Genomic DNA, 21,017 nt, shown 5'->3' on the forward strand with positions numbered 1-21,017 from the left:
CGCGCGATAGTCGCAGGCCAGGGCGGGGGGATCGTCAGCCGTGCATCTACCCGTCGTCTTTCATCTCTTCGGCCTGCCCCTGCCGGCGCATCTGGTGTTCGAAAGCCTGGCCTACGGCGTAGGCTTCCGGCTGTACCTGTGGCTGCGTAAGCAGGGTGACCGGCTCGACGACCGGACGCGCATGACGGCGCTCATCGGCGCCATTGTCGGCGCAGGCCTCGGCTCGAAGCTCCTGGGTTTCGCCGAGCATCCCGAACTGTGGGGATTGATCGCGCGCAATCCCATGTATCTGCTGGCGGCCAAGACCATCCTGGGCGGGCTGCTGGGCGGCATTATCGGCGTCGAGATCGCCAAGGCCACAGCCGGCGTCAAAACCTCAACGGGCGACCTCTATGTCTTTCCACTGCTTGCCGCCATCGCCATCGGCCGCATCGGCTGTCTGCTGACGGGAATAAGCGACGGCACCTGGGGCGACGCCACGCATTTCGCCTTGGGCTTCGACGCCGGCGACGGCATTATCCGTCACCCGACGCCGCTTTACGAGATCGCATTCCTGGTCGCGCTGGCCGGCGCCCTTTGGCAGATCCGCAGACGCTTCACCTTGCAAAACGGCGATCTCTTCAAGCTGTTCATCATGGCCTATTGCGCCTGGCGGTTTGGTATCGAGTTCCTGAAACCCGTCACCACCTACACGCTGACAAATAGCTTGAACATTGTTCAAAATATCGCTACCGATAGCGACCTGAGCGCGAAGCCCGGCCTGTCGATGCTGCAAATGGCGGCGGTGCTGGGCTTTGCTGTCTATGCCTGGCATTTTGCGCAGTATCTGAGGGGGAAACGGGATGGCGGCGCGTGACTATATCTTTTTCGAGCTGACCAATTCGATCTGCTCGACCTGCTGGCGCAAGCTGGAAGCCAAGATCATCTTCCAGGACGACAAGGTCTACATGCTGAAGACCTGCCCGGAGCACGGCCGCGAAAAGGTGCTGATCTCGACCGACATCGCCTGGTACAAGATGACGCGCGACTTCAACAAGCCAGGCGATATGCCTAGGAAGTTCGGCACCAAGGTCGAGCGCGGCTGTCCCTACGACTGCGGCCTGTGCAGCGACCACGAACAGCATTCCTGCGTGTCTATCGTCGAGCTGACCGACCGCTGCAACCTGACCTGCCCGACCTGCTACGCCTCGTCCAGCCCCAGCCACGGCCGTCACCGCACGCTGGAGGAAATCGAACGCATGCTCGACATCGTGGTGCGCAGCGAAGGCGAACCCGACGTCGTCCAACTGTCCGGCGGCGAGCCGACGCTCCATCCGGACTTCTTCACCGTCATGGACATGGCCAAGGCTCGGCCGATCCGCCATCTGATGATCAACACCAACGGCCTGCGCATCGCGCGCGAGCCCGCCTTTGTCGAACGCCTGGCCGGCTACATGCCCGGGATCGAAGTCTACCTGCAGTTCGACTCGTTTTCGCCCGAGGCATTGAAAACCTTGCGCGGAGAGGACCTGACCGCGATCCGGCAACAGGCGATCGACAATCTCAACCGCTTCAACATCTCGACGACCCTCGTGGTCACCCTGCAGAAGGGGCTGAACGACCACGAGGTCGGCGACATCCTGCGCTATGCCCGCACACAGCCCTGTGTGCGCGGCGTTACCTTCCAGCCGACCCAGGCCGCCGGCCGCACCGATCAGTTCGATCCGGCGACGGGCCGTATCACCCTGTCCGAGGTCCGCCAGGCGATCCTCGACCAATACGACGTCTTTGTGCCCCAGGACCTGGTGCCGGTGCCGTGCCACCCCGACGCCATCATGATGGGCTATGCGCTGAAACTGGGCGACGACACCGTGCCGCTGACACGCTATTTCAGCCCGGAAGAACTGCTGGCAACGTCGCGCAACACGGTCAATTTCGAAACCATGCCCGAGGTTCACGCCAAGCTGGTCGGACTGTTCTCGACCGGCAATTCGCCGCAGGACTGTACGGAAAAGATCGCCGACATCATGTGCTGCCTGCCGCGCGTCGATACCGGCACGTTCGGCGGCCTGACCTATGCCAATCTTTTCCGCGTTATCGTCATGAAGTTCTACGACGCCCACGATTTCGACGTGCGTGGCGTCAAGAAGACCTGCGTGCATATCGTGCACAAGGACGGCCGCATCATCCCGTTCGACACGATGAACCTGTTCTACCGCGATGCCGAGGATGAAGCGCGGTTGATGGCGGCCGCGCGATGACGCCGCTTCGCATCGTCCTCGGACTGAACGGTATCGTCCTGCTCTTGGTTTACGTCAGTACCGGCGTCTTTAACTATTGGGGGCAAGCCCGTACAGTGGCCCTGACGGCACCGTTTCTCATCTCCGCCATGAATCTTTGCCTCGGCGTCTTAAGTCTTATCCTGATGGGCCTTCTGAAAATCGCCAAGAGCGATGGTGCCGCATTGGCGGATAAATACATGCAGACCTTCATGATCAGCTTCGGAGTTGGCTTCGCCTATGGCATCCCCGCCTGTATGTTCGGCATAAACCTCAAATAGGGCAAACGATGCAACACAAACGCACTCTAATGCTTGTCATGGGCGGTCATCTCGTCCTCCTGCTGCTTATTTACCTGCCCTATGTCTTCAAACACATGGAATCGCTGGAAATCATCGTGCCGGGACTGCTCAATATCCTGCTGATCGGTGTAAGCTTCGTGGCGTCGCTGATCGTCAGCATCGTGCCGTCGTGGCAAAAATATTGCGGCTGGTGGTGGCTGAGCTTCGGCGCGCTGATGCTGGCTTCGCTTCCGGCGTGCCTGGCCACGGCGCAGCTTAACGAGATGATCGTGCGTTAGGAGACGGCTTCGACGGACGCCGAACGGATGCCGCTTTGCAGGAGGTCGACCTTGCCGATCAGGGCGTCATGCCCCAGGATCATATCGACATTTACGCCGTCGCTGGCCAGCGGCAAGCGCAGCCAGAAGAGACTCAGGCCCTTGGCGCCGCGCCACGCCATCGAGGACAGGCCGACATTGGGCTTTCTGTTTTCCACGACAAAGCTCAGCGCCTCGGCCCAGTATTGCGCTTCCGACGCCGTATAGATCTTGTTGAACGTCATGCCGGTGATTTCCTGGCCATAGGCATCGAACAGTTCGGTGCCGGCCAGGCGCTGGCGGAAGTAGACGGCGTCGCTGTCGGGATTGGGGTCCAGGACGTCGATCAGCGAAATGGTCGGCAGGCGGCGCTTGATCTGCATCGGATCGATGTCGGCGCGGGACGGCAAACGGCCGCGACGGCGCAACCCCTTCCAGTACCGGAAGATCTCCTCATGCGAACGCAAGGCCGCCAACATTTCGGACGCGAGACCAGCCATAAGGAATAGTTTACGACAACCCCGAGTAAAGGATCAGCAATTTTTTCTTGGATGGCGCGCATTCCAGACGCGTGCCTTAAGAAAATCTGCACGTTTCGCTCTGGTTTGCACCGCCGGTGAAAGCCCGAATCAGCCCTATTTTCACCATCTCTTAACTCACAGGCCGATGGCAAGAAAAAAAGGGTTAACACTCACCGCTGTTCTGGAATTACCACAGAAAAAAGGCCCTGATCCAAGATCAGAGCCTTTGTTCCACTTTTGTTTTAAAGGTTAACGCGCAGCGCGTTTCCCGTCAAAATTACGCCTTGGCGCGGCCCTTGCGGGCGACCTGACGGCCACCCTGGCCCAGGCCCATCTGCTTGGCCAGGTCCGAACGCGCCTTGGCGTAGTTCGGGGCGACCATCGGGTAATCCTTCGGCAGGTTCCACTTGGCGCGATATTCTTCCGGGCTCATGCCGTACTTGGTGCGCAGGTGACGCTTCAGCGACTTGAACTTGCGGCCATCTTCCAGGCAGACAATGTAGTCGTTGGAAATCGACTTCTTCACCGAAACGGCGGGTTCCTTCGGCGCCTCGACCTTGGTTTCCTCACCCGAGGAAATAGAATTGAGGGCTTGATATACGCTCTGGATCAGCGACGGCAATTCACCAGCCGGGATTGAATTGTTGCCCACGAACGCAGACACGATGTCCGCGGTCATATCCAGGGTGTCAGTCTTGTTTTCCATTGTTATATCCCACGAAAACCATGCGTTTTAGCTAATCCAAGCTTTTGAAATATTCAAGCACAAATACAAAAAAAAATCTAACGGCTGCTTATTCCCGCACAATCTACTTGTCTCTTGGGGTATTTGCAGCCGTTAATTGTCCGGATTTGCGCGTATTCATCGCTTATTTCGATGAAAATCGCCAAAATAACGACGTTTTTTTGTGAAATGCGAATCGTGGCGCTTCTGTCTTCAATCGCAACGGCACATTGCGAGCGCTTTTCAGGTTTCGACCTGATTTCGCATGGCGTTTTCTTGGCCGTTTACGGCGTTTCCATACCCTCGGCTATACGCTGATGGCGAAAGAAGCCGCCGGACCTTACGCCTTGAATTCCTGGGCAAAGGCCAGCATGGCGGCGCGCTGCGGAACGCTCAAAGTATCGAGATCGACATCTTCACCGCGGCTGAGCGACTTCAGCATGACGTGGGTCAGGGCCGAGGACAGCGACCAGTTCCAGTAGCGCAGGACGGTCTGGGCCCGATCGACGGCCAGCATGTCGTAGGTGATCAGGACTTCGGCCAGTTGCGGATGGATCTGCCCGGTTTCGGTCCGCATGGGCCGGCGCAGGGCCTTCCACAGGGCCTTCAGCGCCTTGCGCGACAAACCCGTCGCCTTGCACAGCACGGCCAGGCCCTCTCCGCCGGCGTCGCGCAGGATCTTGGCGCCGGTCGACGGCTTGATCCCCGACAGATAGGCGATTTCCTCGGCCATCTTGCGCGTCATGCCGTTCTGCGCGGCGTCGGCGATCGCCGCTTCCAGCGAGTCGTACGGGCTTTTCTTCAGAGCCTCGCGGTTGCGCTGGCGGCGCTCGATGAACTGGAGCGCCTTGCGCGACATGGCGTCCTGCCACTTTTCCTGAGCCGCCATGGCGAACACGTCGGATGCCATGTCCTGCATGATTTCGCGGTTCACGCCGAAGCGGCTGAGGATCAGGCGGCGCACCTCGGCGGGGCTCCACCAGAACAGGATATAGGCCGAAGACGGGCGCAATTCGGCGCGGCGCATGAGCAGCGGGATCAATTGCGGGGCGTTCTGGCTGAGCGCCACCACGGTTTCGACGGCCTGTTGCGACATCTCGGCCTTGCTGTTCTTCAGCAAGGTTTCGATGACCGGCATCTCTTCGCTGTCGACGAGGATTTCGGACAGGAAGCTCGGCAGCGCCTTGCGGCTGGCCAGCAGGATGCGGTGGCCGTGACGGCCGTTGCGCGCGCAGAAATAGAGGTCGGAGTCGGACAGCGCCTCGCCGTCCTCGATCAGCGGCCGCGCCACCTCGACCTCGTCGACCAGCAGCAGGCGCACCAGGGAGTTCGGCAGTTCCGCCAGGATGCTCAGGCGCTTGGCGACCCGGGCGCGTTCCTCGACACCGGCCTCGCGCAGCATCTCAACCAGCAGGTCGGCGGTGACCGCACGCTCGAAGGCATTGATCCGGCTTTCCGGCAGGCAGACCACGTCGGCCAGGCGCTTCAGAAGGACGTGACGCGCCTGGGACGGCGCCGGTTCCGGCCGGCCCATGCCTTCGCCATCCGGCAAGCCGGCGTCGGTCGCAATCTGGGAGGCGGAAACGGACATGGCCGCCAATATGGCGGCCATGCGTTAAGCATTTGTAAGTAGAGCCGGCTTCGACGGCGTTTGCGCTGCTTAAAGGCCTTCGAACAGCGCCGTCGACAGGTAACGCTCGGCAAAGCTCGGGATGATGGTGACGATCGTCTTGCCGGCGTATTCATCGCGTGCCGCCAGGCGGAAGGCGACTTCGAGGGCAGCCCCCGACGAGATGCCGACCGGCAGGCCTTCGACCTGGGCCGACTTGCGCGCCATGGCGAACGCCGCGTCGTTGGATACGGTTTCGACGCCGTCGATTACCGCGCGGTCGAGGATCGCCGGGATGAAGCCGGCGCCCAGGCCCTGGATCTTGTGCGGGCCGGGCTCGCCGCCCGACAGGATGGGCGAGGCTTCGGGCTCGATGGCGATCATCTTCACCGACGGCTTGCGCGCCTTCAGCACTTCGCCGATGCCCGAGATCGAGCCGCCGGTACCGACGCCCGCCACCACGACATCGACTTCGCCGTTGGTATCGTTCCAGATTTCCTCGGCCGTCGACACACGATGCACCGCCGGATTGGCGCCGTTTTCGAATTGCTGCGGAATGACTGAGCCCGGGATTTCGGCGGCCAGTTCCTGCGCGCGGTTGACGGCGCCGCGCATACCCTTTTCGGCCGGTGTCAGTTCCAGCCGGGCGCCGAGGATCAGCAGCATCTTGCGGCGCTCGATCGACATCGATTCCGGCATGACCAGGACGACCTTGTAGCCCTTGGCGGCGCCGGCGAAGGCGAGCGCGATACCCGTATTACCCGAGGTCGGCTCGATGATGGTGCCACCGGGCTTGAGCTTGCCCGACTGTTCCAGCGCCTCGATCATGGCGATGCCGATGCGGTCCTTGACCGACGCCAGCGGATTGAAGAATTCGAGCTTGGCCAGGACGGTGCCCTTGGGCTTCAGCTCGGCCGACAGGCGCGGCAGCCGGATCAGCGGCGTATCGCCCATGGTATCGAGAATCGAGTCGAAGACCTTACCGCGTCCCTTGCGCGCAAGATTGTCGAGCGAAAAGCCGTCGCTTACGGGCTTAACGTCGTCGGAAGAGGCCATGGGAGTGCTCCTGCAAGAAAAATTTAACGATGATGACCGGGGCTAATGCCTTAATATTCAAGGGGGTCCATACGCCCGTGCGATTTACGCGGTCCCTCGTTAAGAACATATTAAGAGATATTATCGCGTCTTAACTTTCTCGTTAAGCCAAATCACCTCACATCTCCTGTGAGACAAACTAAACCGACACGACCCGGCCAGCCAAGGATTGTTACGATGAGCATGGACGATATCTACACTCTGCAAGCCGGCGCCGTCGCCGGTGAAACATCCCACGACGCTGCCCCCGTGACGGAAACGGCTGCTGAAACCGTTCCGCAAGCAGACCCAGCGGAGGCTTCGGACCTGCCCGGCCGCCACGAACTGGCGACCCAGATGGTGGCCAAGCTGTGCCACGACTTCATCAGCCCCGCCGGCGCCATCATGTCGGGCCTCGACCTGCTGGAAGACCCGTCCGCCCAGGACATGAAGCAGGAAGCGCTGAACCTGATCTCGACCTCGGCCAAAAAGCTGGTGGCGCTGGTCTACTTTGCCCGCGTCGCCTTCGGCGCGGCGACGACTTCGGAAGCCTTCTCGGCGGCGCAACTGAACAAGATTCTCAACGACGTCTATTCTTCGATGCGCGCCGAACTCGACTTCCGCATTCCGCCGGAAACCGTGTTCGAAAAGCCGGCTGCCCGCGCCCTGCTCAATCTCGGCCTGCTGATCGGCAATTCGCTGCCCATGGGCGGCAAGGCGCGCCTGGAAGCCACGACCGAAGACGGCACGCTGACCATCACCGCCGACGGCCGTGGCCCGCGCGCCCGCCTCAAGCCCGAGGCCGTCGAGGCCCTGGCTGGCAAGCCGCTCAGCGACGGCCTGTCGGGACAATGGATCCAGCCGCATTGGCTGCACAGCGTCGTGGCCGAGGCCGGCGGCACCATAACCGTCGAAGCCGAACAGGACGCCCTGGTTCTGACGGTGACTATGCCGGCCAGCTGACCGGACACGTCCAGTCGCCTGAAATTTGACGCCCGCTGTACTGGCGCGCCTCGGAGACCTCTCCGTGGCGCGCCAGCATCGCATTGGGCGATCCCGCCAGCGCGACGTCGCGGGCGATGATGGCGTCCCGCAGGGTTTCGTAACGGCCGTCGGCGCGCAGGCGCTCGAACTGGTCGTGGGCATTGAAGACCAGAACAGGCGTCTCGAAGCGCCGCGCCGGGCGGGAAGCGCCCGGGTGCAGGCCGACCACAAAGAAGGCTTCGCCGCCAAAGCTCAAGGAAAACCGCGCATCCCCGATATCGGCGCTGACCCGTCCGTCATACTGGCAGCCCCTGGCCGCATCGGTCTGACGCAGGCCTTTCAGCCTCTGCCACAGAAACTGCTCGAAAGCCGCTTCGGACAAGGTGTCGGCTGTCGGAAACAGCACGGCGAACGTCTGGAAGGGGCCCGGGTGATCGCGATAGGCCTGCACGAAGTCGCACAGGGCGTCGTGAATGGCGGCATCGTCGCGCGGGCAACGTATATCCCCGGCGACGAAGGTCTGGATCTGCCCGCGCGACAGGGCGGATTTGGCGCCGACGCAGGGGAACGCCTTGTGCTTGATATGCGCCTCGAAACGCTCGACAAGGCCCGCTTCGGCGGTGGCGTCGCCCGTCTGGGATTCAGGGAAATGGTACACGGCACGCATCCTCTTGAACTGGACGCAAAGGCTAACGGCAACGGGATGCGACTTTAAATCGTCAAGACAAAGGCCGCCGGCAAGAAGCCCGTAAGCCGCCGGGCCGCACAGAAATCTTATTGAATTCCAGTACTTTTTTGAAACCCGACCGCGTCTTTGCAGCTTGGGTCTATTTTCCTATCCCGCCCTTACATCGGCCCGCGCTACCGGTATTGCGTAATTCTGGAGGGTTTATGGTCACGGAAATCGCGCCGCGCTCGGGCACGGCATTCACCTTGAAAAAAGGCCAGCGCCTGCGCGTCATCGATCCGCAGGGCGAACAGGTGTCCGACATGCTGGCGTTCAACGCCGACGACACCGACGAAGTGATTTCGTCCGGCCGGACGCTCGACTATGCCTCGAAGCTTTTCCTCAGCATCGGCGATCCGATCTACTCGAACCGCAGCAACATCATGCTGCGCATCGTCGAGGATACGGTCGGCCGCCACGACTTCCTGCTGACGCCGTGCTCAAAAGACACGTTCCGCATCATCTACGGCGACGAACATCCGCACCACGGCTGTTTCGGCAACCTGGCGCATGCGCTCGAGCCCTACGGCATCGCGCCCGACCGCATTCCCGTCGCCTTCAATATCTTCATGAATGTCCGCGTCGATGGCGACAGCGGCGAGATCAAGGTCGATCCGCCGCTCAGCCGCGCCGGCGACCATATCCTGTTCGAAGCCGAGATGGATCTGATCGTCGCGCTCACCGCCTGTTCGGCGCTGCAGTCGAATAACTATGCCTTCAAGCCCATCCACTACGAGGTGGAAGCCTAGGGCAAAACGTTTCCTTGCCGGTGAAACCATTCCGTGATTTCCTGAAACCGGGACATTACGGGCCGGGACATGACTTCAACAGACACGACCAAGGCTGCCGGCGGCGGACGCCTGAGCGTTATCGACGCCCTGCGCGGGCTGGTCATCATCGTCATGGTGCTGGACCATGTCCGCGACTATTTCCACGTCAGCGGCTACGCCTACGATCCCATCGATTTTCATCATTCACCGCCTGCCGTCTACGCCACGCGCTGGATTACCCACCTGTGCGCCGCGACCTTTGTCTGGCTGGCCGGGGTTTCGGTCTGGCTGAGGCACGACAAGACAAATGACACAAGGGCCGTATCGACCTTCCTGCTGACGCGCGGCCTGTGGCTGGTCTTCCTGGAATGCACGGTCGTCAATTTCGGCTGGTCGTTCTCGGTTCCTTTCCTGCCGCTGCTCCAGGTTATCTGGGCCATCGGCTTTTCGATGATCGCGCTGGCGGCGCTGGTCTGGCTACCGCGCGTCGCGGTTCTGGCGACAGGCATCGTCATCATCGCCGGCCATAACCTGCTCGACGGCATATCGGCCAAGTCCTTCGGCGCCTGGGAAGGCCTGTGGATGTTCCTGCACGAAGGCGGGGTAGGCATGTGGCATGGCCAGCCCTTCGCCCTGATCTTCTATCCGGTCCTGCCGTGGATAGGGGTGATCGCCCTGGGCTACGGCATGGGCGCGGTCTTCACATCGTCACGCCGCGACCTGATCTTCACGGTTTGCGGCCTTCTCATGATCGCCGCCTTCTTCGCCCTGCGCTGGCTGAATGTCTACGGCACGACGGCGCCCTGGGCCAACCAGCACGACACCGCCAGGACGATCATGGATTTCATGAATGTGCAGAAATATCCGCCGTCGCTTGACTATGTGCTGGCCACGCTGGGTCCGATCTTCGTGCTGATCCCCTGGCTGGCGCGCCTGAAGGGGCCGGTGGCGGGCTTCCTGGTCACCTTCGGCTCGGTGCCGCTGATGGCCTATGTCGCGCACCTCTACGTCATGCACGCCCTGTCGATCGCGGTGCACTTCGCCGCCGGCCAGCCCTTCCTGCCCTTTATCGACACCATGCGGCACTTCGTCATGTCGCCGGACCTGTTCAAGGGCTCGGGCTTCCCTCTGTGGGCCGTCTATCTGGGCTGGATGGCCACCGTTGCGATCATCTATCCGCTGTGCCGCTGGTGGCAGGGCGTGAAACGCACCCGCCACGACTGGTGGCTGTCCTATCTTTAGGACAAATTGACGCCGGCAAACGCCCTGTCCCATTTCGCGGTTAGCTCCGTTGCCGACAATGCAACGGTTAATGATTTTTCGCGTTTCAAGGGAGTTTGATCATGCCGCGCGAACGCCAGATTAACGAACACGATACCGACCGCGCCGAGGCGCTGCAGGACAAGATCCAGGACGAGCTGGGCTCCGGTCCATCCTTTATCCAGACGCCGGAACAGGCCCGCAAAGACAATCTGATTAAAAAGATCGAAAGCGAAGGCTACTAAAACGTTTGCACGATTTACGCGCTTTTCTCGCGCATTCACTCTCCAGTAAGATTTTGCGAACGCTCTTTTAACCAAAGCGACGCACTATCCGGGTCAAAGGGCTGGGCGAACTGTATCCGCCATAGGCCCGAAGACTCCTGAAGAGGGTGCGTCGTGGACGATCTTATTGCTGAATTTTTGACCGAAACGGCTGAAAGCCTCGAGGTCGTCGATAGCGAACTTGTACGGTTCGAAGCCAACCCCAACGATCGTAAGACGCTCGATAATATTTTCCGGCTGGTGCACACCATCAAGGGCACCTGCGGCTTCCTCGGCCTCGGTCGACTCGAAGCGGTGGCGCATGCCGGCGAGACCCTGCTCGGCCGTTTCCGCGACGGCAAGCTGGAAGTCACCCCGGTCGCCGTGACCCTGGTCCTGCACTCGATCGACCGCATCAAGGTCATCCTGGCCGGCCTCGAATCGACCGGAAACGAGCCCGACGGCAACGACCACGACCTGATCGCCCAGCTGGAAGCCATGGCCGAAGGCCATGAGGTCAACCTGTCGGCCGTGCAGGCTGTCGAAGTCCCGGTCCGCCCGATCGCATCGGAAGTCGAACCGGCCGAACTGAACATTCCCGCGCTCGGCGCCGCCGCCCCGGCCGCTGAAGAGGCGAAGGCCACCGGCCTGCAAACCGGCGATATCGACCCGGCCACCGGCCGCGCCCTGCGCCCGGGCGAAGTCTCCGAAGCCGACCTGGAAGCCGCCTTCCTGGCTGCCGACGGTCCCGACTGGATGGACGACACCGCGCCCGAGCCCGTCGCCGAAGCCACGCCGGAACCCGTCAAGGCTGCCGAGCCCGCTCCCGCGCCTGTCGCAGCGCCGGCCCCGGTCGCGCAAAAGCCCGCAGCCCCCGAGCCGCTGGCCGGACTGGGCGGCGAGGACGCGCAAGGCATCGCCACCACCCAGTCGATCCGCGTGTCGGTCGATGTGCTGGAAGGCCTGATGACCCTGGTCTCGGAAATGGTGCTGACGCGCAACCAGCTCCTGCAGATCTCGCGCAACCGTGAAGACTCGGCCTTCGCCACGCCGCTGCAACGCCTGTCGACCCTGACCGGCGAGTTGCAGGACAGCGTCATGAAGACGCGCATGCAGCCTATCGGCGCCGCCTGGAAGAAGCTGCCGCGCCTGGTGCGCGATCTCAGCTACGAACTGGGCAAGAAGATCGACCTGATCATGGACGGCGAGGGCACCGAACTCGACCGCCAGGTCCTGGAACTGATCCGCGACCCGCTGACCCACATGGTGCGCAACTCGGCCGACCATGGCCTCGAACCCACCGAGGAACGCGTCCAGCTCGGCAAGCCGGCGAACGGCACGATCAAGCTGTCGGCCTTCCACGAAGGCGGCTATATCGTTATCCGCATCGCCGACAACGGCCGTGGCCTCAATACCGGCCGCATTCGTGAAAAGATCATCGAAAAGGGCCTGGCCGCGCGCGGCGAGGTCGATGGCCTGACCGACCAGCAGGTCCACCGCTATATCTTCGCGCCGGGCTTCTCGACGGCCGCCAAGGTCACCAACCTGTCGGGCCGCGGCGTCGGCATGGACGTCGTCCGCACCAATATCGAGCAGATCGGCGGCCAGATCGACCTGAACTCGGTTCCGGGCCAGGGCACGACCTTCACCATCAAGATCCCCCTGACACTCGCCATCGTTTCGGCGCTGATCGTCGGCGCCGGCGGCCAGAAGTTCGCCGTGCCGCAGACCTCGGTCATGGAACTGGTCCGCACCGGCTCCAATACCGAGCACAAGATCGAACGCATCAACGACTCGCTGGTCCTGCGCCTGCGTGAAAAGCTGCTGCCGCTGGTCCAGCTGGGCCCGACGCTGCAACTCGAAGCCGCCGAGACCGAAAACCCGACCTTCGTCATGGTCATCCAGGTCGGCGAACGCCGCTACGGCCTTGTCGTCAACGACGTCCTCGACACCGAGGAAATCGTCGTGAAGCCGCTGGCCACCATCTTGCGCGACGTCAACGTCTTCTCGGGCGCCACCATCCTGGGCGACGGCTCGGTCGTCCTGATCCTCGATCCCAACGCCATGGCCGAACGCGCCGGCAACATGCTGGAAGAAAAGCAGGCCGAAGACGGCGAAGAGACGAGCACGGAGATCGAAGGCGAAAAGGTCGCCATGCTGCTGTTCCGCGCCGGCGCCGGTGCGCCGAAGGCGGTCGAGCTGGAACACATCACTCGCCTGGAACACGTCCATTCGTCGCAGATCGAGATCATGGAAGGCCGCGCCGCGCTGCAATACCGCGGCAAGCTGATGCCGATCCTGACGGTCAACGGCGACCTGTCGAGCCTGATGGCCTATCAGCAGCAGGACGGCGAACACATCCAGCCGCTGCTGGTCTTCACCGGCGAAGGCTACGCCATGGGCCTGGCCGTGGACGAGATCATCGACGTCGTCGAAGACCGCCTGCAGATCGAACTGTCGGCAGACCGCCAGGGCATGCGCGGCACCGCCGTCGTGTCCGGCAAGGCGTGCGAAATCCTCGACGTCGACAACTATCATCTTCGTGGCCTGGCCGAACACCAGCGCCGCCCGCAAAACGCTGCTGAAAGGGCTGTGGCATGAGCCTGCGTGACTATGTAACCCTGCGTGTCGGCGGCCAGCTGTTCGGCGTCGACGCCGCGCGCGTCCACGACGTCTTCCATCCGCGCGGCCTGACCCCCGTGCCGCTGTCGCGCTCCGAAATCGCCGGCGTGCTGAACCTGCGCGGCCGCATCGTCACCGCCGTCTGCGCCCGCCGCCGCCTTGGCCTGCCGCCGCGCGGCGAAGGCGCGCCCGAGCCCCTGGCCATCGGCCTCGAAGTCCACGGCGATTCCTACGGCCTGGTCATCGACTCGGTCGACGAGGTCCTGAAACTCGACGACGAAAAGTTCCACGCCCCTCCCGGCAATCTTCCGCCGCGCTGGGCCGAAATAATCGTCGGCGTTTATCAATTGGAAAAGGAACTTCTGATAGTCTTGGATCCGCACACGCTCCTGGATGCAGCGCATCTCAAGGCCGCGTAACAAGATTTTCAACAGGAGTACCAGGGATGAAAACCTGCCTCGTCGTCGATGACAGCCGCGTTATCCGCAAGGTTGCCCGCCGCATTCTGGAAAACCTGCAGTTCGAGGTCATCGAGGCCAATGATGGTCTGGAGGCGCTCAATTCCTGCAAGGAAAAGATGCCTTCGGCCATCCTGCTCGACTGGAACATGCCCGTCATGGACGGCATCACCTTCCTGCGCCAGCTCCGCAAGGAGGAAGGCGGCAAGCAGCCGGTCGTGGTGTTCTGCACCACCGAAAACGACCTTGCGCACATTACCGAAGCCCTGACCGAAGGCGCCTCGGAATACATCATGAAGCCGTTCGACGGTGAAATCCTGGAAGCCAAGTTCTCCGAAGTCGGCCTGATCTGACCTTCCTGATCTAAGCTTCCGGTCCACGCCGTCCGGTACCTTTTTCCAGCGTTCGCTCTTTAGTCATTGTTCGGGTCCATGTCCGTTAACCCTAATCCCGCTGCGTCGCTTCGGCCGTTGAAGATCATGATCGTCGACGACTCTGCGGTGGTGCGCGGGTTGATTTCGCGTTGGCTGGAACAGGAACGCGACATGGTGCTGGCGGGCCTGGCCATCGACGGTCTCAAGGCCATCGAGAAGGTCCGGGAAATCCAGCCCGACGTGCTGATCCTCGACATCGAAATGCCGAACATGGGCGGGCTCGAAGCCCTGCCCAAGCTGTTGGCGGCCAAGCCGGGCCTCAAGGTGCTGATGGCGTCGACCCTGACGACGCGCGGCGCCAACGTCACCATCCGTGCCCTGGAACTGGGCGCGGCCGACTATATCCCGAAGCCCGATTCGACCCGCATCGGCGGCGCCGACGGCTTCCGCACCGAGCTTCTGACCAAGATTCGCGCCCTGTGCGGCCGCACGCGCCAGTGGCCGGTGCCGCCCGCGCCGGACGCCCGCGCGCCCGAGACAAAGGCGCCCGAAGCCAGGCCCGCACCGTCGGCGCCCACGGCGCACGGCCCGCTGCCGACGCATACGCCGTCGCATTCGGTGGCCCCCAAACCCATTCACACGCCTGTCGCGCCGACCCTGCGTCCGCGCGGCATCGGCCCCAAGCGCATCGATTGTCTGGTGGTCGGCGCCTCGACCGGCGGCCCCCCCGCCCTGCGCGCCTTCCTGCTGGGCCTGGGCAACGACTGGAAACTGCCGATCCTGATCGTGCAGCACATGCCGGCAACCTTTACGACCATCCTGGCCGAACACCTCGACAAGGCCCTGCCCATGAAGGTGCAGGAGGCCAAGGACGGCATGCTGATCGAGTCGCGCAACGTCTATATCGCGCCCGGCGACTGGCATATGACGATCAAGAACGATCCGATCTGCAAGCAGCTCAAGCTGGACCAGGGCCCTCAGGTCAACTGGTGCCGTCCGGCGGTCGATCCCCTGTTCAAATCCGCGGCCGACGTCTACGGCAACCATGCGCTGGCCGTCGTGCTGACCGGCATGGGCCATGACGGCCGCGACGGCGCCCAGGCGCTGGTCAACGTCAACGCCTCCGTCATGGTCCAGGACGAAGCCACCAGCGTCGTCTGGGGCATGCCCGGCGCCGTGGCCGAAGCCGGCCTCGCAGAAATCATCAAACCGATCGAAGGCCTGTCGGCGGCTTGCCGCGCCTTCGCCCGCGGCGAACGTCCGTAAAGAGAGACATAAAAATGACCAACGAAGACATCGAACATCTCTCGGCAATGCTCAAGACCCGCTCGGGTCTCATCCTGGGCTCGGACAAGACCTACCTGATCGAAAGCCGCCTGGCGCCGGTGGCGCGCAAGGAGGGCTTTTCCTCGGTCGCGGCCCTGCTGACGGCGCTGCGCACCAAGCGCGACGAAAAGCTGATGACGGCCGTCACCGACGCCATGACGACCAACGAAACCTTCTTCTTCCGCGACAAGGTGCCGTTCGACCAGTTCAAGTCCGACGTGCTGCCGGCCCTCGCCAAGACGCGCCTGAACGGCGAGATCAAGATCTGGTGCGCCGCCTGTTCGACCGGCCAGGAGCCCTACAGCCTGGCCATGCTGATGGAAGAAAGCCGCGTCCAGTTTCCGCGCGTCAATCTCGACATCCTGGCGACCGACATTTCTGACCGCTGCCTCGAAAAGGCGCAGTCCGGCCTTTACACCCAGTTCGAGGTCCAGCGCGGCCTGCCCATCACCATGATGGTCAAGAACTTCGAGAAGGTCGACGAAATGTGGCGTATCTCGCCGAAGATGCGCCAGTCGATCCGCTTCAAGAAGCTGAACCTGCTCGACGACCTGCGCGGCATGGGCCGCATGGACGTCATCTACTGCCGCAACGTGCTGATCTATTTCGACATCGAGACCAAGAAGAAGGTGCTCGAGCAGATGGCCCAGCTGCTGCCGGACGACGGCTACCTGTTCCTGGGCGCGGCCGAAACCGTGCTCGGCATCACCGACGCCTTCAAGCCGATGCCCGGAATGCGCGGCCTGTACATCAAGAACCAGGCGGTCAAGACCGAGCCGGCCCGCCGCCTCGCCTGACCGGTCCGCAAATGATATTTCCAAGCCCCCGGAAACGGGGGCTTTTTTATTGCGCCGGCCCTTTCTCGGCGGGCGGTCAGCGCCCATATGGGCGGTGCCGGTATTCTCCCCAAAATATATTGCTAGAGGGCAACTCCATGAAAACACGCGTACTCGGTAAAAGCGGACTCAAAGTATCTGCCCTCGGCCTCGGCTGCATGGGCATGAGCTGGGCGTACGGGCCGTCGGACCGCGACGAATGCCTGACCCTGCTGCGCCAGGCCGTCGACCTGGGCGTCACCTTCTTCGATACGGCCGAGGTCTACGGTCCCTTCACCAACGAGGAATTGCTGGGCGAGGCCTTCCAGACCTTACGCGACAGGGTGGTCATCGCCACCAAGTTCGGCTTCCAGATCGGTCAGGGCATTGCCGGCTCGCTGTCGGGCGTCAATTCCCGCCCCGAGCACATCCGCGAGGTCGTCGAGGCCTCGCTGAAGCGCCTGCGCACCGACCGTATCGACCTTCTGTACCAGCACCGCGTCGATCCTGCCGTGCCGATCGAGGATGTCGCCGGAGCGGTCAAGGACCTGATCGCCGAAGGCAAGGTGCTGCATTTCGGCCTGTCGGAGGCATCCGCCGCCACCATCCGCCGCGCCCACGCCGTCCAGCCGGTGACGGCGCTGCAAAGCGAATACTCGTTGTGGACGCGCGATCCCGAGGCCGAAATCCTCCCCGTCCTTGAAGAGCTGGGTATCGGCTTCGTCCCCTACTCGCCGCTCGGCCGCGGCTTCCTGACCGGCGCCTACAAGGCGGTCGAGTCGCTGACCGAGGACGACTTCCGCCGCAAGACGCAACCGCGTTTCAATGGCGAGGCCCGCGATCAAAATCTTCGCGCCGTCGATGCGTTGGAAGAGGTCGCGAAATCGCGCGGCGTCACGCCGGCGCAACTGGCCCTTGCCTGGCTTCTGGCGCAGAAACCATGGATCGTGCCTATTCCCGGCACGCGCAAGCTTAGCCGCCTGACGGAAAATTTGCGCGCGGCGGATATCCAGCTGAGCCCCGCCGATCTCAAGCTGATCGAGGACACCATCGCCGAAACCGGTTTTGCCGGCGCGCGTTATGGCGAGGCGTCGCTGGCCATGACAAACCTATAACCACGCAAAGAAAATCCTCCCCATCGCATGATGGGGAGGTGCCAGCATAGCTGACGGAGGGGTCAACGCCGTCGCCTACTTCTTCTTGGTATGCTTCACCGTCTTGGTGGCCTTCGAGGCCGTCGGTGTCGCCGGCGCGGCCGCTGCATCCGGCTCGGACGCGACGCTGCTGGCGGCGGCGTCGAGCTTGGAGCCGTCCGCCTGCAGGCGCGGCAGGTCGGACTGGGCGAAGGTCTTCACCGTCGCGTCGGTCCCAGCCGAAGCATAGGTGCTGTAGGCGCTGGCCGCCGTCTTGGTGACATCACCCTGGGTCGCCAGGTACTTCTGGTCGAATTCCTTGCCGGTGACGGATTGCAGATCGGCCAGCTTCTGCTTGTATTCGTCGGTCCAGCCCTGGTCGAAATGCATGTCGGTCGTCGCGCCCTGGATGGCGGCGACCATGTCCTGGCGCACCTTCATGCCGTCGGTAAGCACGCTTTGAGCCGCCGCCTTGACCGCCGCATTGCTGCTGGTCTTCAGCGCGACCTGGGCGGCGGCTATGCCGAATTCATTGGTGAGATAGGCCTGCTGGATAAAATCCTTGGCCACGGGGCCCGTGCCTTGCCCCGCCGTGCCTTGCCCCGCCGTGGCGGTCGCGGCCGACGAGGTGGCGTCGCTGGTTGCGGGCGGGCTCGCCGGGGTTGGGGCCGGCGCTTGAGCCGGTGCCGTGGCTGGCGCCTGATCGGCCGGCTGGGTCGCGGGTGTGGTCTGCGCATAAGCGCCGACGGGCAGGGTGCCAAGAGCCGAGGCCGCCAGGGCGGCAGCCAGAATTCCGGTGATCTTATGGGCCTTGCGGGTCGTCATGACACTTCCTTTCGATAGTGAGAAGAAGTGAAAGCTTACCGGCACGTCAGGGTGCCAATGTGACGCGAAAGAGCCTTTCCCGTAAGGAAAAGGCTCTGAAAAAGCATCAGATTATAAAGGCGCTATACGGCTACTTAGCCTCGGCCATGGCCGGCTTGCCCTTGAAGAAGGCGCGCAAGGCCTGCGAAGCCTCGTCCTGGCCCTCGCAGCAATCCTCGACCATGAAGCCGACCAATTCGGAAAAATGCGAAAAGTTGGCGCGGTAGATGATCGAGCGGCCGTCGCGATAGGCGCTCAGCAGGCCGGCGCCCGTCAGGATGCTGAGGTGGGTCGACGCGGTATTGGCGGGAATACCGACGCTTTCGGCGATCTTGCCGGCGGCAATACCGCCCGGGCCGGCCTTGACGATGGTGCGGAACACATTGAGGCGGCCCGGATGTGCCAGGGCGAACAGGTTTACCACCGCATCGTCATTCGTCATCAATTCTACCTTATCGGAAATTTATACGATCCTTATGGCCGGGGTTTTTATACCCGCCCCCCGGAAATGAAAAGCAAGCACACGCACACCGCAAAAAACTTTTTTGTTATTGCCGTTTAACCCGCTGCGGCTTGATTTTTGCCTTTATTAGTATGACGGCTCAGCCGGCCATGCGGGGATGGGGCATGGCCATCTGGTCGAGCCGCAGACAGATGTCGGCATCGCCGAAGGCTTCGGGTGTCAATCGTGTCATGGCCTCTATCCGGCTGGTCAGAACGCCGAACAGGGTTTCATAGCCCTGGGCGATCATAGCCTTGCCGTCAAAGGCTTCGCGGGGGTCGTCCATGCACCAGTCGACGATGACCTGTCCCTGGCGGCACGGTGGCCAACGCCCGCCGGACGGCACGCCGGGAGACAGGCGGACGATCGCGTCGAAGGGCGGGATATAGCGGCTGATCATGGCCTCGACCGGCTTTGTGGCCAGCCAGCCCGTGTTGTAATGCATGCGGTGCAATACGCCCAGAACGTAGGGACTGACCGCCGCCACCGGATCGAAGCCGGCGGAAAAACCTTCAAAGCGCCCGGCGCCCAGCCGGTTGAGCAGGGCCTCGGCCAGGATCGACCGCGCCGAATTGCCGGCATCGACAAACAGGATATTGATGATCCGGGACTCGCTCATACACGTTGAGCCTAGGCGACAAGGCTTTATTCCGGTCTTTATGAAATGGGTTAACCGGCATTAGCCCTCTTTGCGTGAGCGTTAACATTAAAGTTTCACGGTCCGCTCAGAGATCAGGCGTACAGTCGATAACACAACTACATGAATTCTGCCCGTTCGAGGTCGCGTTGCGTAGAGAGACTGTCCCCGAGGAAACTGCCGGATTTGCCCGCCGGAGCCTGCGCCTGATGGCCGGCGCCCGGTTCGAGATGGCGCTGCTGTGCCTGCTGCTGCTTACGGCAGGCGCCGTCATCTGGCAGAAGCCCCTCCTTGAACGAACGATCCATTACACGCCGCCCGGCGTCGCCAGTGCGACGCGTACGCTGTTCGCCGACAACGACAACGGCGGCAAGTCCACCGTATGGAGTACCGGCAACATGTCCTGGGCGTGCGACCTGCGCGCCGGCAATGCCTATCCTTATTGCGGGTACGAGCTGTTCACCGACGGCAACAAGGGCACGCACGGGCTGAACCTCAGCAATATGCGCTCCTTCGCCATGACCCTGATGTACAAGGGTTCGGCAACGTCCTTCCGTGTGCACCTGAAGAACTTCGATCCGCGCTACTCCACCATGGCGGACATCGAGTCGCCGAAATTCCTGCGCGTCGAAGCCGACACAACGCCCGGCAAGCTGCAGCATATCGAATTCGTGCCGACCGACTTCGGCGTCGCCGACTGGTGGCTGCGCAAGCGCAAGCTGCCGCCGGAATTCGGCCGGCCGCAATTCGACAATATCACCTCGTTCAATATCGAAACCGGTTCCGAAGCGCCGCTCGGCCCCCACAGTTTCGAAATCCGCGATGTCACCATCAAGACGGCCATCCTGTCGGACGCGCAGTGGTATTCGCTGCTGCTCGGCATCTGGATCGTCATGATCGTCATCTATCTCGGCTACCGTGTCGGCAACCTGCGCCGCGCCCAGGCCGAACGGCTGGCGCTCGAGGCCATGGCCCTGCGCGAGGCCCAGGAGGCGGCGCGCCGCGACCACCTGACCGGGATATTCAACCGCCGCGGCCTGATGGAACGTTTCAACGAGCTGGCCGGTCACCGCCGCGGCGCCTTCAGCCTGGCGGTCATCCTGCTCGACCTCGATCACTTCAAGGCGCTCAACGACACCCACGGCCACGACCAGGGCGATCGCGTGCTGAGCGCCGTGGCCCAGGTCATCAACGGCAATGTGCGGTCAGGCGATCTGGCGGCGCGCTGGGGCGGCGAGGAGTTCATCGTCGTCTGCGCCGACGTCGATCGGCGGGCGGCCCAGAAGATCGCCGAAAAGATCCGCGAACGCGTCGAAGCCTTCGATTTCGGCATACCGGGCGGCGTCACCGCCAGCCTGGGCGTCAACTGGTCGAACATGGCCGAACCCGACCTGACGCAACTGGTTGCCCAGGCCGATATCGCGCTCTACGCCGCCAAGGCCGAAGGCCGCAATCGCGTCAAGCTGCGCGGGGTGGCGACACCCAAGGCAGCCTGAAG

General features: G+C 62.5%; 23 protein-coding genes. 15 read left to right on the plus strand and 8 right to left on the minus strand.

The window, feature by feature from the left end:
* Positions 1-40: 40 nt before the first annotated feature.
* From AB8717_RS17085 to AB8717_RS17100, 4 genes are read left to right on the plus strand one after another with little or no spacing between them, the layout of a single operon-like run.
* Positions 41-856, plus strand: a complete 816-nt coding sequence (locus tag AB8717_RS17085) for a prolipoprotein diacylglyceryl transferase (RefSeq protein WP_443748518.1) — start codon at positions 41-43, stop codon at positions 854-856.
* Positions 843-2,240 (plus strand): radical SAM protein, encoded by a 1,398-nt coding sequence (locus AB8717_RS17090; protein ID WP_443748519.1) that lies wholly within the window; start codon positions 843-845, stop codon positions 2,238-2,240. Before AB8717_RS17085 ends, AB8717_RS17090 begins: the two co-directional genes overlap by 14 nt.
* On the plus strand, positions 2,237-2,539 hold the full coding sequence (locus AB8717_RS17095; protein ID WP_443748520.1) for a hypothetical protein: 303 nt from the start codon (positions 2,237-2,239) through the stop codon (positions 2,537-2,539). The genes AB8717_RS17090 and AB8717_RS17095 overlap by 4 nt, the downstream gene beginning before the upstream one ends.
* A gap of 8 nt (positions 2,540-2,547) precedes the next feature.
* Entirely contained in the window at positions 2,548-2,838 is a 291-nt protein-coding gene (locus tag AB8717_RS17100; protein WP_443748521.1) for a hypothetical protein, read from the plus strand.
* On the opposite strand, the gene mopJ is transcribed toward AB8717_RS17100, so the two are convergent.
* The 4 genes from mopJ to cysK form a co-directional block, all read right to left on the minus strand.
* Complete coding sequence (gene mopJ, locus AB8717_RS17105) at positions 2,835-3,356, minus strand: motility/cell cycle regulatory protein MopJ (RefSeq protein ID WP_443748522.1); 522 nt, start codon at positions 3,354-3,356, stop codon at positions 2,835-2,837. The genes AB8717_RS17100 and mopJ overlap by 4 nt on opposite strands.
* Positions 3,357-3,654: 298 nt before the next feature.
* A complete protein-coding gene (locus AB8717_RS17110; RefSeq protein WP_443748523.1) occupies positions 3,655-4,083 on the minus strand; it encodes a MucR family transcriptional regulator in 429 nt (142 codons plus the stop codon).
* Positions 4,084-4,441: 358 nt separating this feature from the next.
* Complete coding sequence (locus AB8717_RS17115) at positions 4,442-5,635, minus strand: DUF2336 domain-containing protein (RefSeq protein WP_443750915.1); 1,194 nt, start codon at positions 5,633-5,635, stop codon at positions 4,442-4,444.
* A gap of 126 nt (positions 5,636-5,761) precedes the next feature.
* On the minus strand, positions 5,762-6,766 hold the full coding sequence (cysK, locus tag AB8717_RS17120) for a cysteine synthase A (protein WP_443748524.1): 1,005 nt from the start codon (positions 6,764-6,766) through the stop codon (positions 5,762-5,764).
* A gap of 216 nt (positions 6,767-6,982) precedes the next feature.
* On the opposite strand from cysK, the gene chpT reads away from it, so the two are divergent.
* Complete coding sequence (gene chpT / locus AB8717_RS17125) at positions 6,983-7,747, plus strand: histidine phosphotransferase ChpT (protein WP_443748525.1); 765 nt, start codon at positions 6,983-6,985, stop codon at positions 7,745-7,747.
* Here chpT and gntA read toward each other — a convergent pair.
* Positions 7,731-8,426 carry a guanitoxin biosynthesis heme-dependent pre-guanitoxin N-hydroxylase GntA gene (gene gntA / locus AB8717_RS17130; RefSeq protein ID WP_443748526.1) on the minus strand — a complete coding sequence of 232 codons (696 nt, stop codon included), beginning with the start codon at positions 8,424-8,426 and terminating at the stop codon, positions 7,731-7,733. The two genes, chpT and gntA, sit on opposite strands and share 17 nt — an antisense overlap.
* A 233-nt stretch (positions 8,427-8,659) precedes the next feature.
* Here gntA and AB8717_RS17135 point away from each other — a divergent pair, with 233 nt between their 5' ends.
* The 9 genes from AB8717_RS17135 (at position 8,660) to AB8717_RS17175 (ending at position 17,498) form a co-directional block, all read left to right on the plus strand.
* Positions 8,660-9,244 carry a DUF1989 domain-containing protein gene (locus AB8717_RS17135; RefSeq protein ID WP_443748527.1) on the plus strand — a complete coding sequence of 195 codons (585 nt, stop codon included), beginning with the start codon at positions 8,660-8,662 and terminating at the stop codon, positions 9,242-9,244.
* A gap of 69 nt (positions 9,245-9,313) precedes the next feature.
* Positions 9,314-10,507, plus strand: a complete 1,194-nt coding sequence (locus tag AB8717_RS17140; protein WP_443748528.1) for a DUF1624 domain-containing protein — start codon at positions 9,314-9,316, stop codon at positions 10,505-10,507.
* A 101-nt stretch (positions 10,508-10,608) separates the two neighbouring features.
* Complete coding sequence (locus tag AB8717_RS17145) at positions 10,609-10,770, plus strand: hypothetical protein (protein WP_443748529.1); 162 nt, start codon at positions 10,609-10,611, stop codon at positions 10,768-10,770.
* A gap of 153 nt (positions 10,771-10,923) precedes the next feature.
* Positions 10,924-13,389, plus strand: coding sequence for a chemotaxis protein CheW (locus tag AB8717_RS17150; protein WP_443748530.1), 2,466 nt, complete (start codon positions 10,924-10,926; stop codon positions 13,387-13,389).
* Positions 13,386-13,829, plus strand: coding sequence for a chemotaxis protein CheW (locus AB8717_RS17155; protein ID WP_443748531.1), 444 nt, complete (start codon positions 13,386-13,388; stop codon positions 13,827-13,829). Before AB8717_RS17150 ends, AB8717_RS17155 begins: the two co-directional genes overlap by 4 nt.
* Before the next feature lie 26 nt (positions 13,830-13,855).
* A complete protein-coding gene (locus AB8717_RS17160; RefSeq protein ID WP_443748532.1) occupies positions 13,856-14,221 on the plus strand; it encodes a response regulator in 366 nt (121 codons plus the stop codon).
* A 78-nt stretch (positions 14,222-14,299) separates the two neighbouring features.
* The gene (locus AB8717_RS17165; RefSeq protein WP_443748533.1) at positions 14,300-15,508 is read left to right on the plus strand and encodes a protein-glutamate methylesterase/protein-glutamine glutaminase; all 1,209 of its coding nucleotides are present in this window, start codon (positions 14,300-14,302) and stop codon (positions 15,506-15,508) included.
* A 14-nt stretch (positions 15,509-15,522) separates the two neighbouring features.
* Positions 15,523-16,365, plus strand: a complete 843-nt coding sequence (locus tag AB8717_RS17170) for a CheR family methyltransferase (RefSeq protein ID WP_443748534.1) — start codon at positions 15,523-15,525, stop codon at positions 16,363-16,365.
* A 137-nt stretch (positions 16,366-16,502) separates the two neighbouring features.
* Positions 16,503-17,498, plus strand: a complete 996-nt coding sequence (locus tag AB8717_RS17175; RefSeq protein WP_443748535.1) for an aldo/keto reductase — start codon at positions 16,503-16,505, stop codon at positions 17,496-17,498.
* A 75-nt stretch (positions 17,499-17,573) separates the two neighbouring features.
* On the opposite strand, the gene AB8717_RS17180 is transcribed toward AB8717_RS17175, so the two are convergent.
* The 3 genes from AB8717_RS17180 to AB8717_RS17190 form a co-directional block, all read right to left on the minus strand.
* Positions 17,574-18,341 (minus strand): DUF4142 domain-containing protein, encoded by a 768-nt coding sequence (locus AB8717_RS17180; protein WP_443748536.1) that lies wholly within the window; start codon positions 18,339-18,341, stop codon positions 17,574-17,576.
* Positions 18,342-18,471: 130 nt separating this feature from the next.
* Complete coding sequence (locus AB8717_RS17185; RefSeq protein WP_443748537.1) at positions 18,472-18,822, minus strand: ArsR/SmtB family transcription factor; 351 nt, start codon at positions 18,820-18,822, stop codon at positions 18,472-18,474.
* Between the two features lie 160 nt (positions 18,823-18,982).
* Entirely contained in the window at positions 18,983-19,501 is a 519-nt protein-coding gene (locus tag AB8717_RS17190) for an arsenate-mycothiol transferase ArsC (protein WP_443748538.1), read from the minus strand.
* A gap of 167 nt (positions 19,502-19,668) precedes the next feature.
* Here AB8717_RS17190 and AB8717_RS17195 point away from each other — a divergent pair, with 167 nt between their 5' ends.
* Complete coding sequence (locus tag AB8717_RS17195) at positions 19,669-21,015, plus strand: GGDEF domain-containing protein (RefSeq protein WP_443748539.1); 1,347 nt, start codon at positions 19,669-19,671, stop codon at positions 21,013-21,015.
* Positions 21,016-21,017 lie beyond the last annotated feature (2 nt).

This window comes from Asticcacaulis solisilvae (assembly GCF_052327315.1).
Classification (GTDB): Bacteria; Pseudomonadota; Alphaproteobacteria; order Caulobacterales; family Caulobacteraceae; genus Asticcacaulis; species Asticcacaulis solisilvae_B.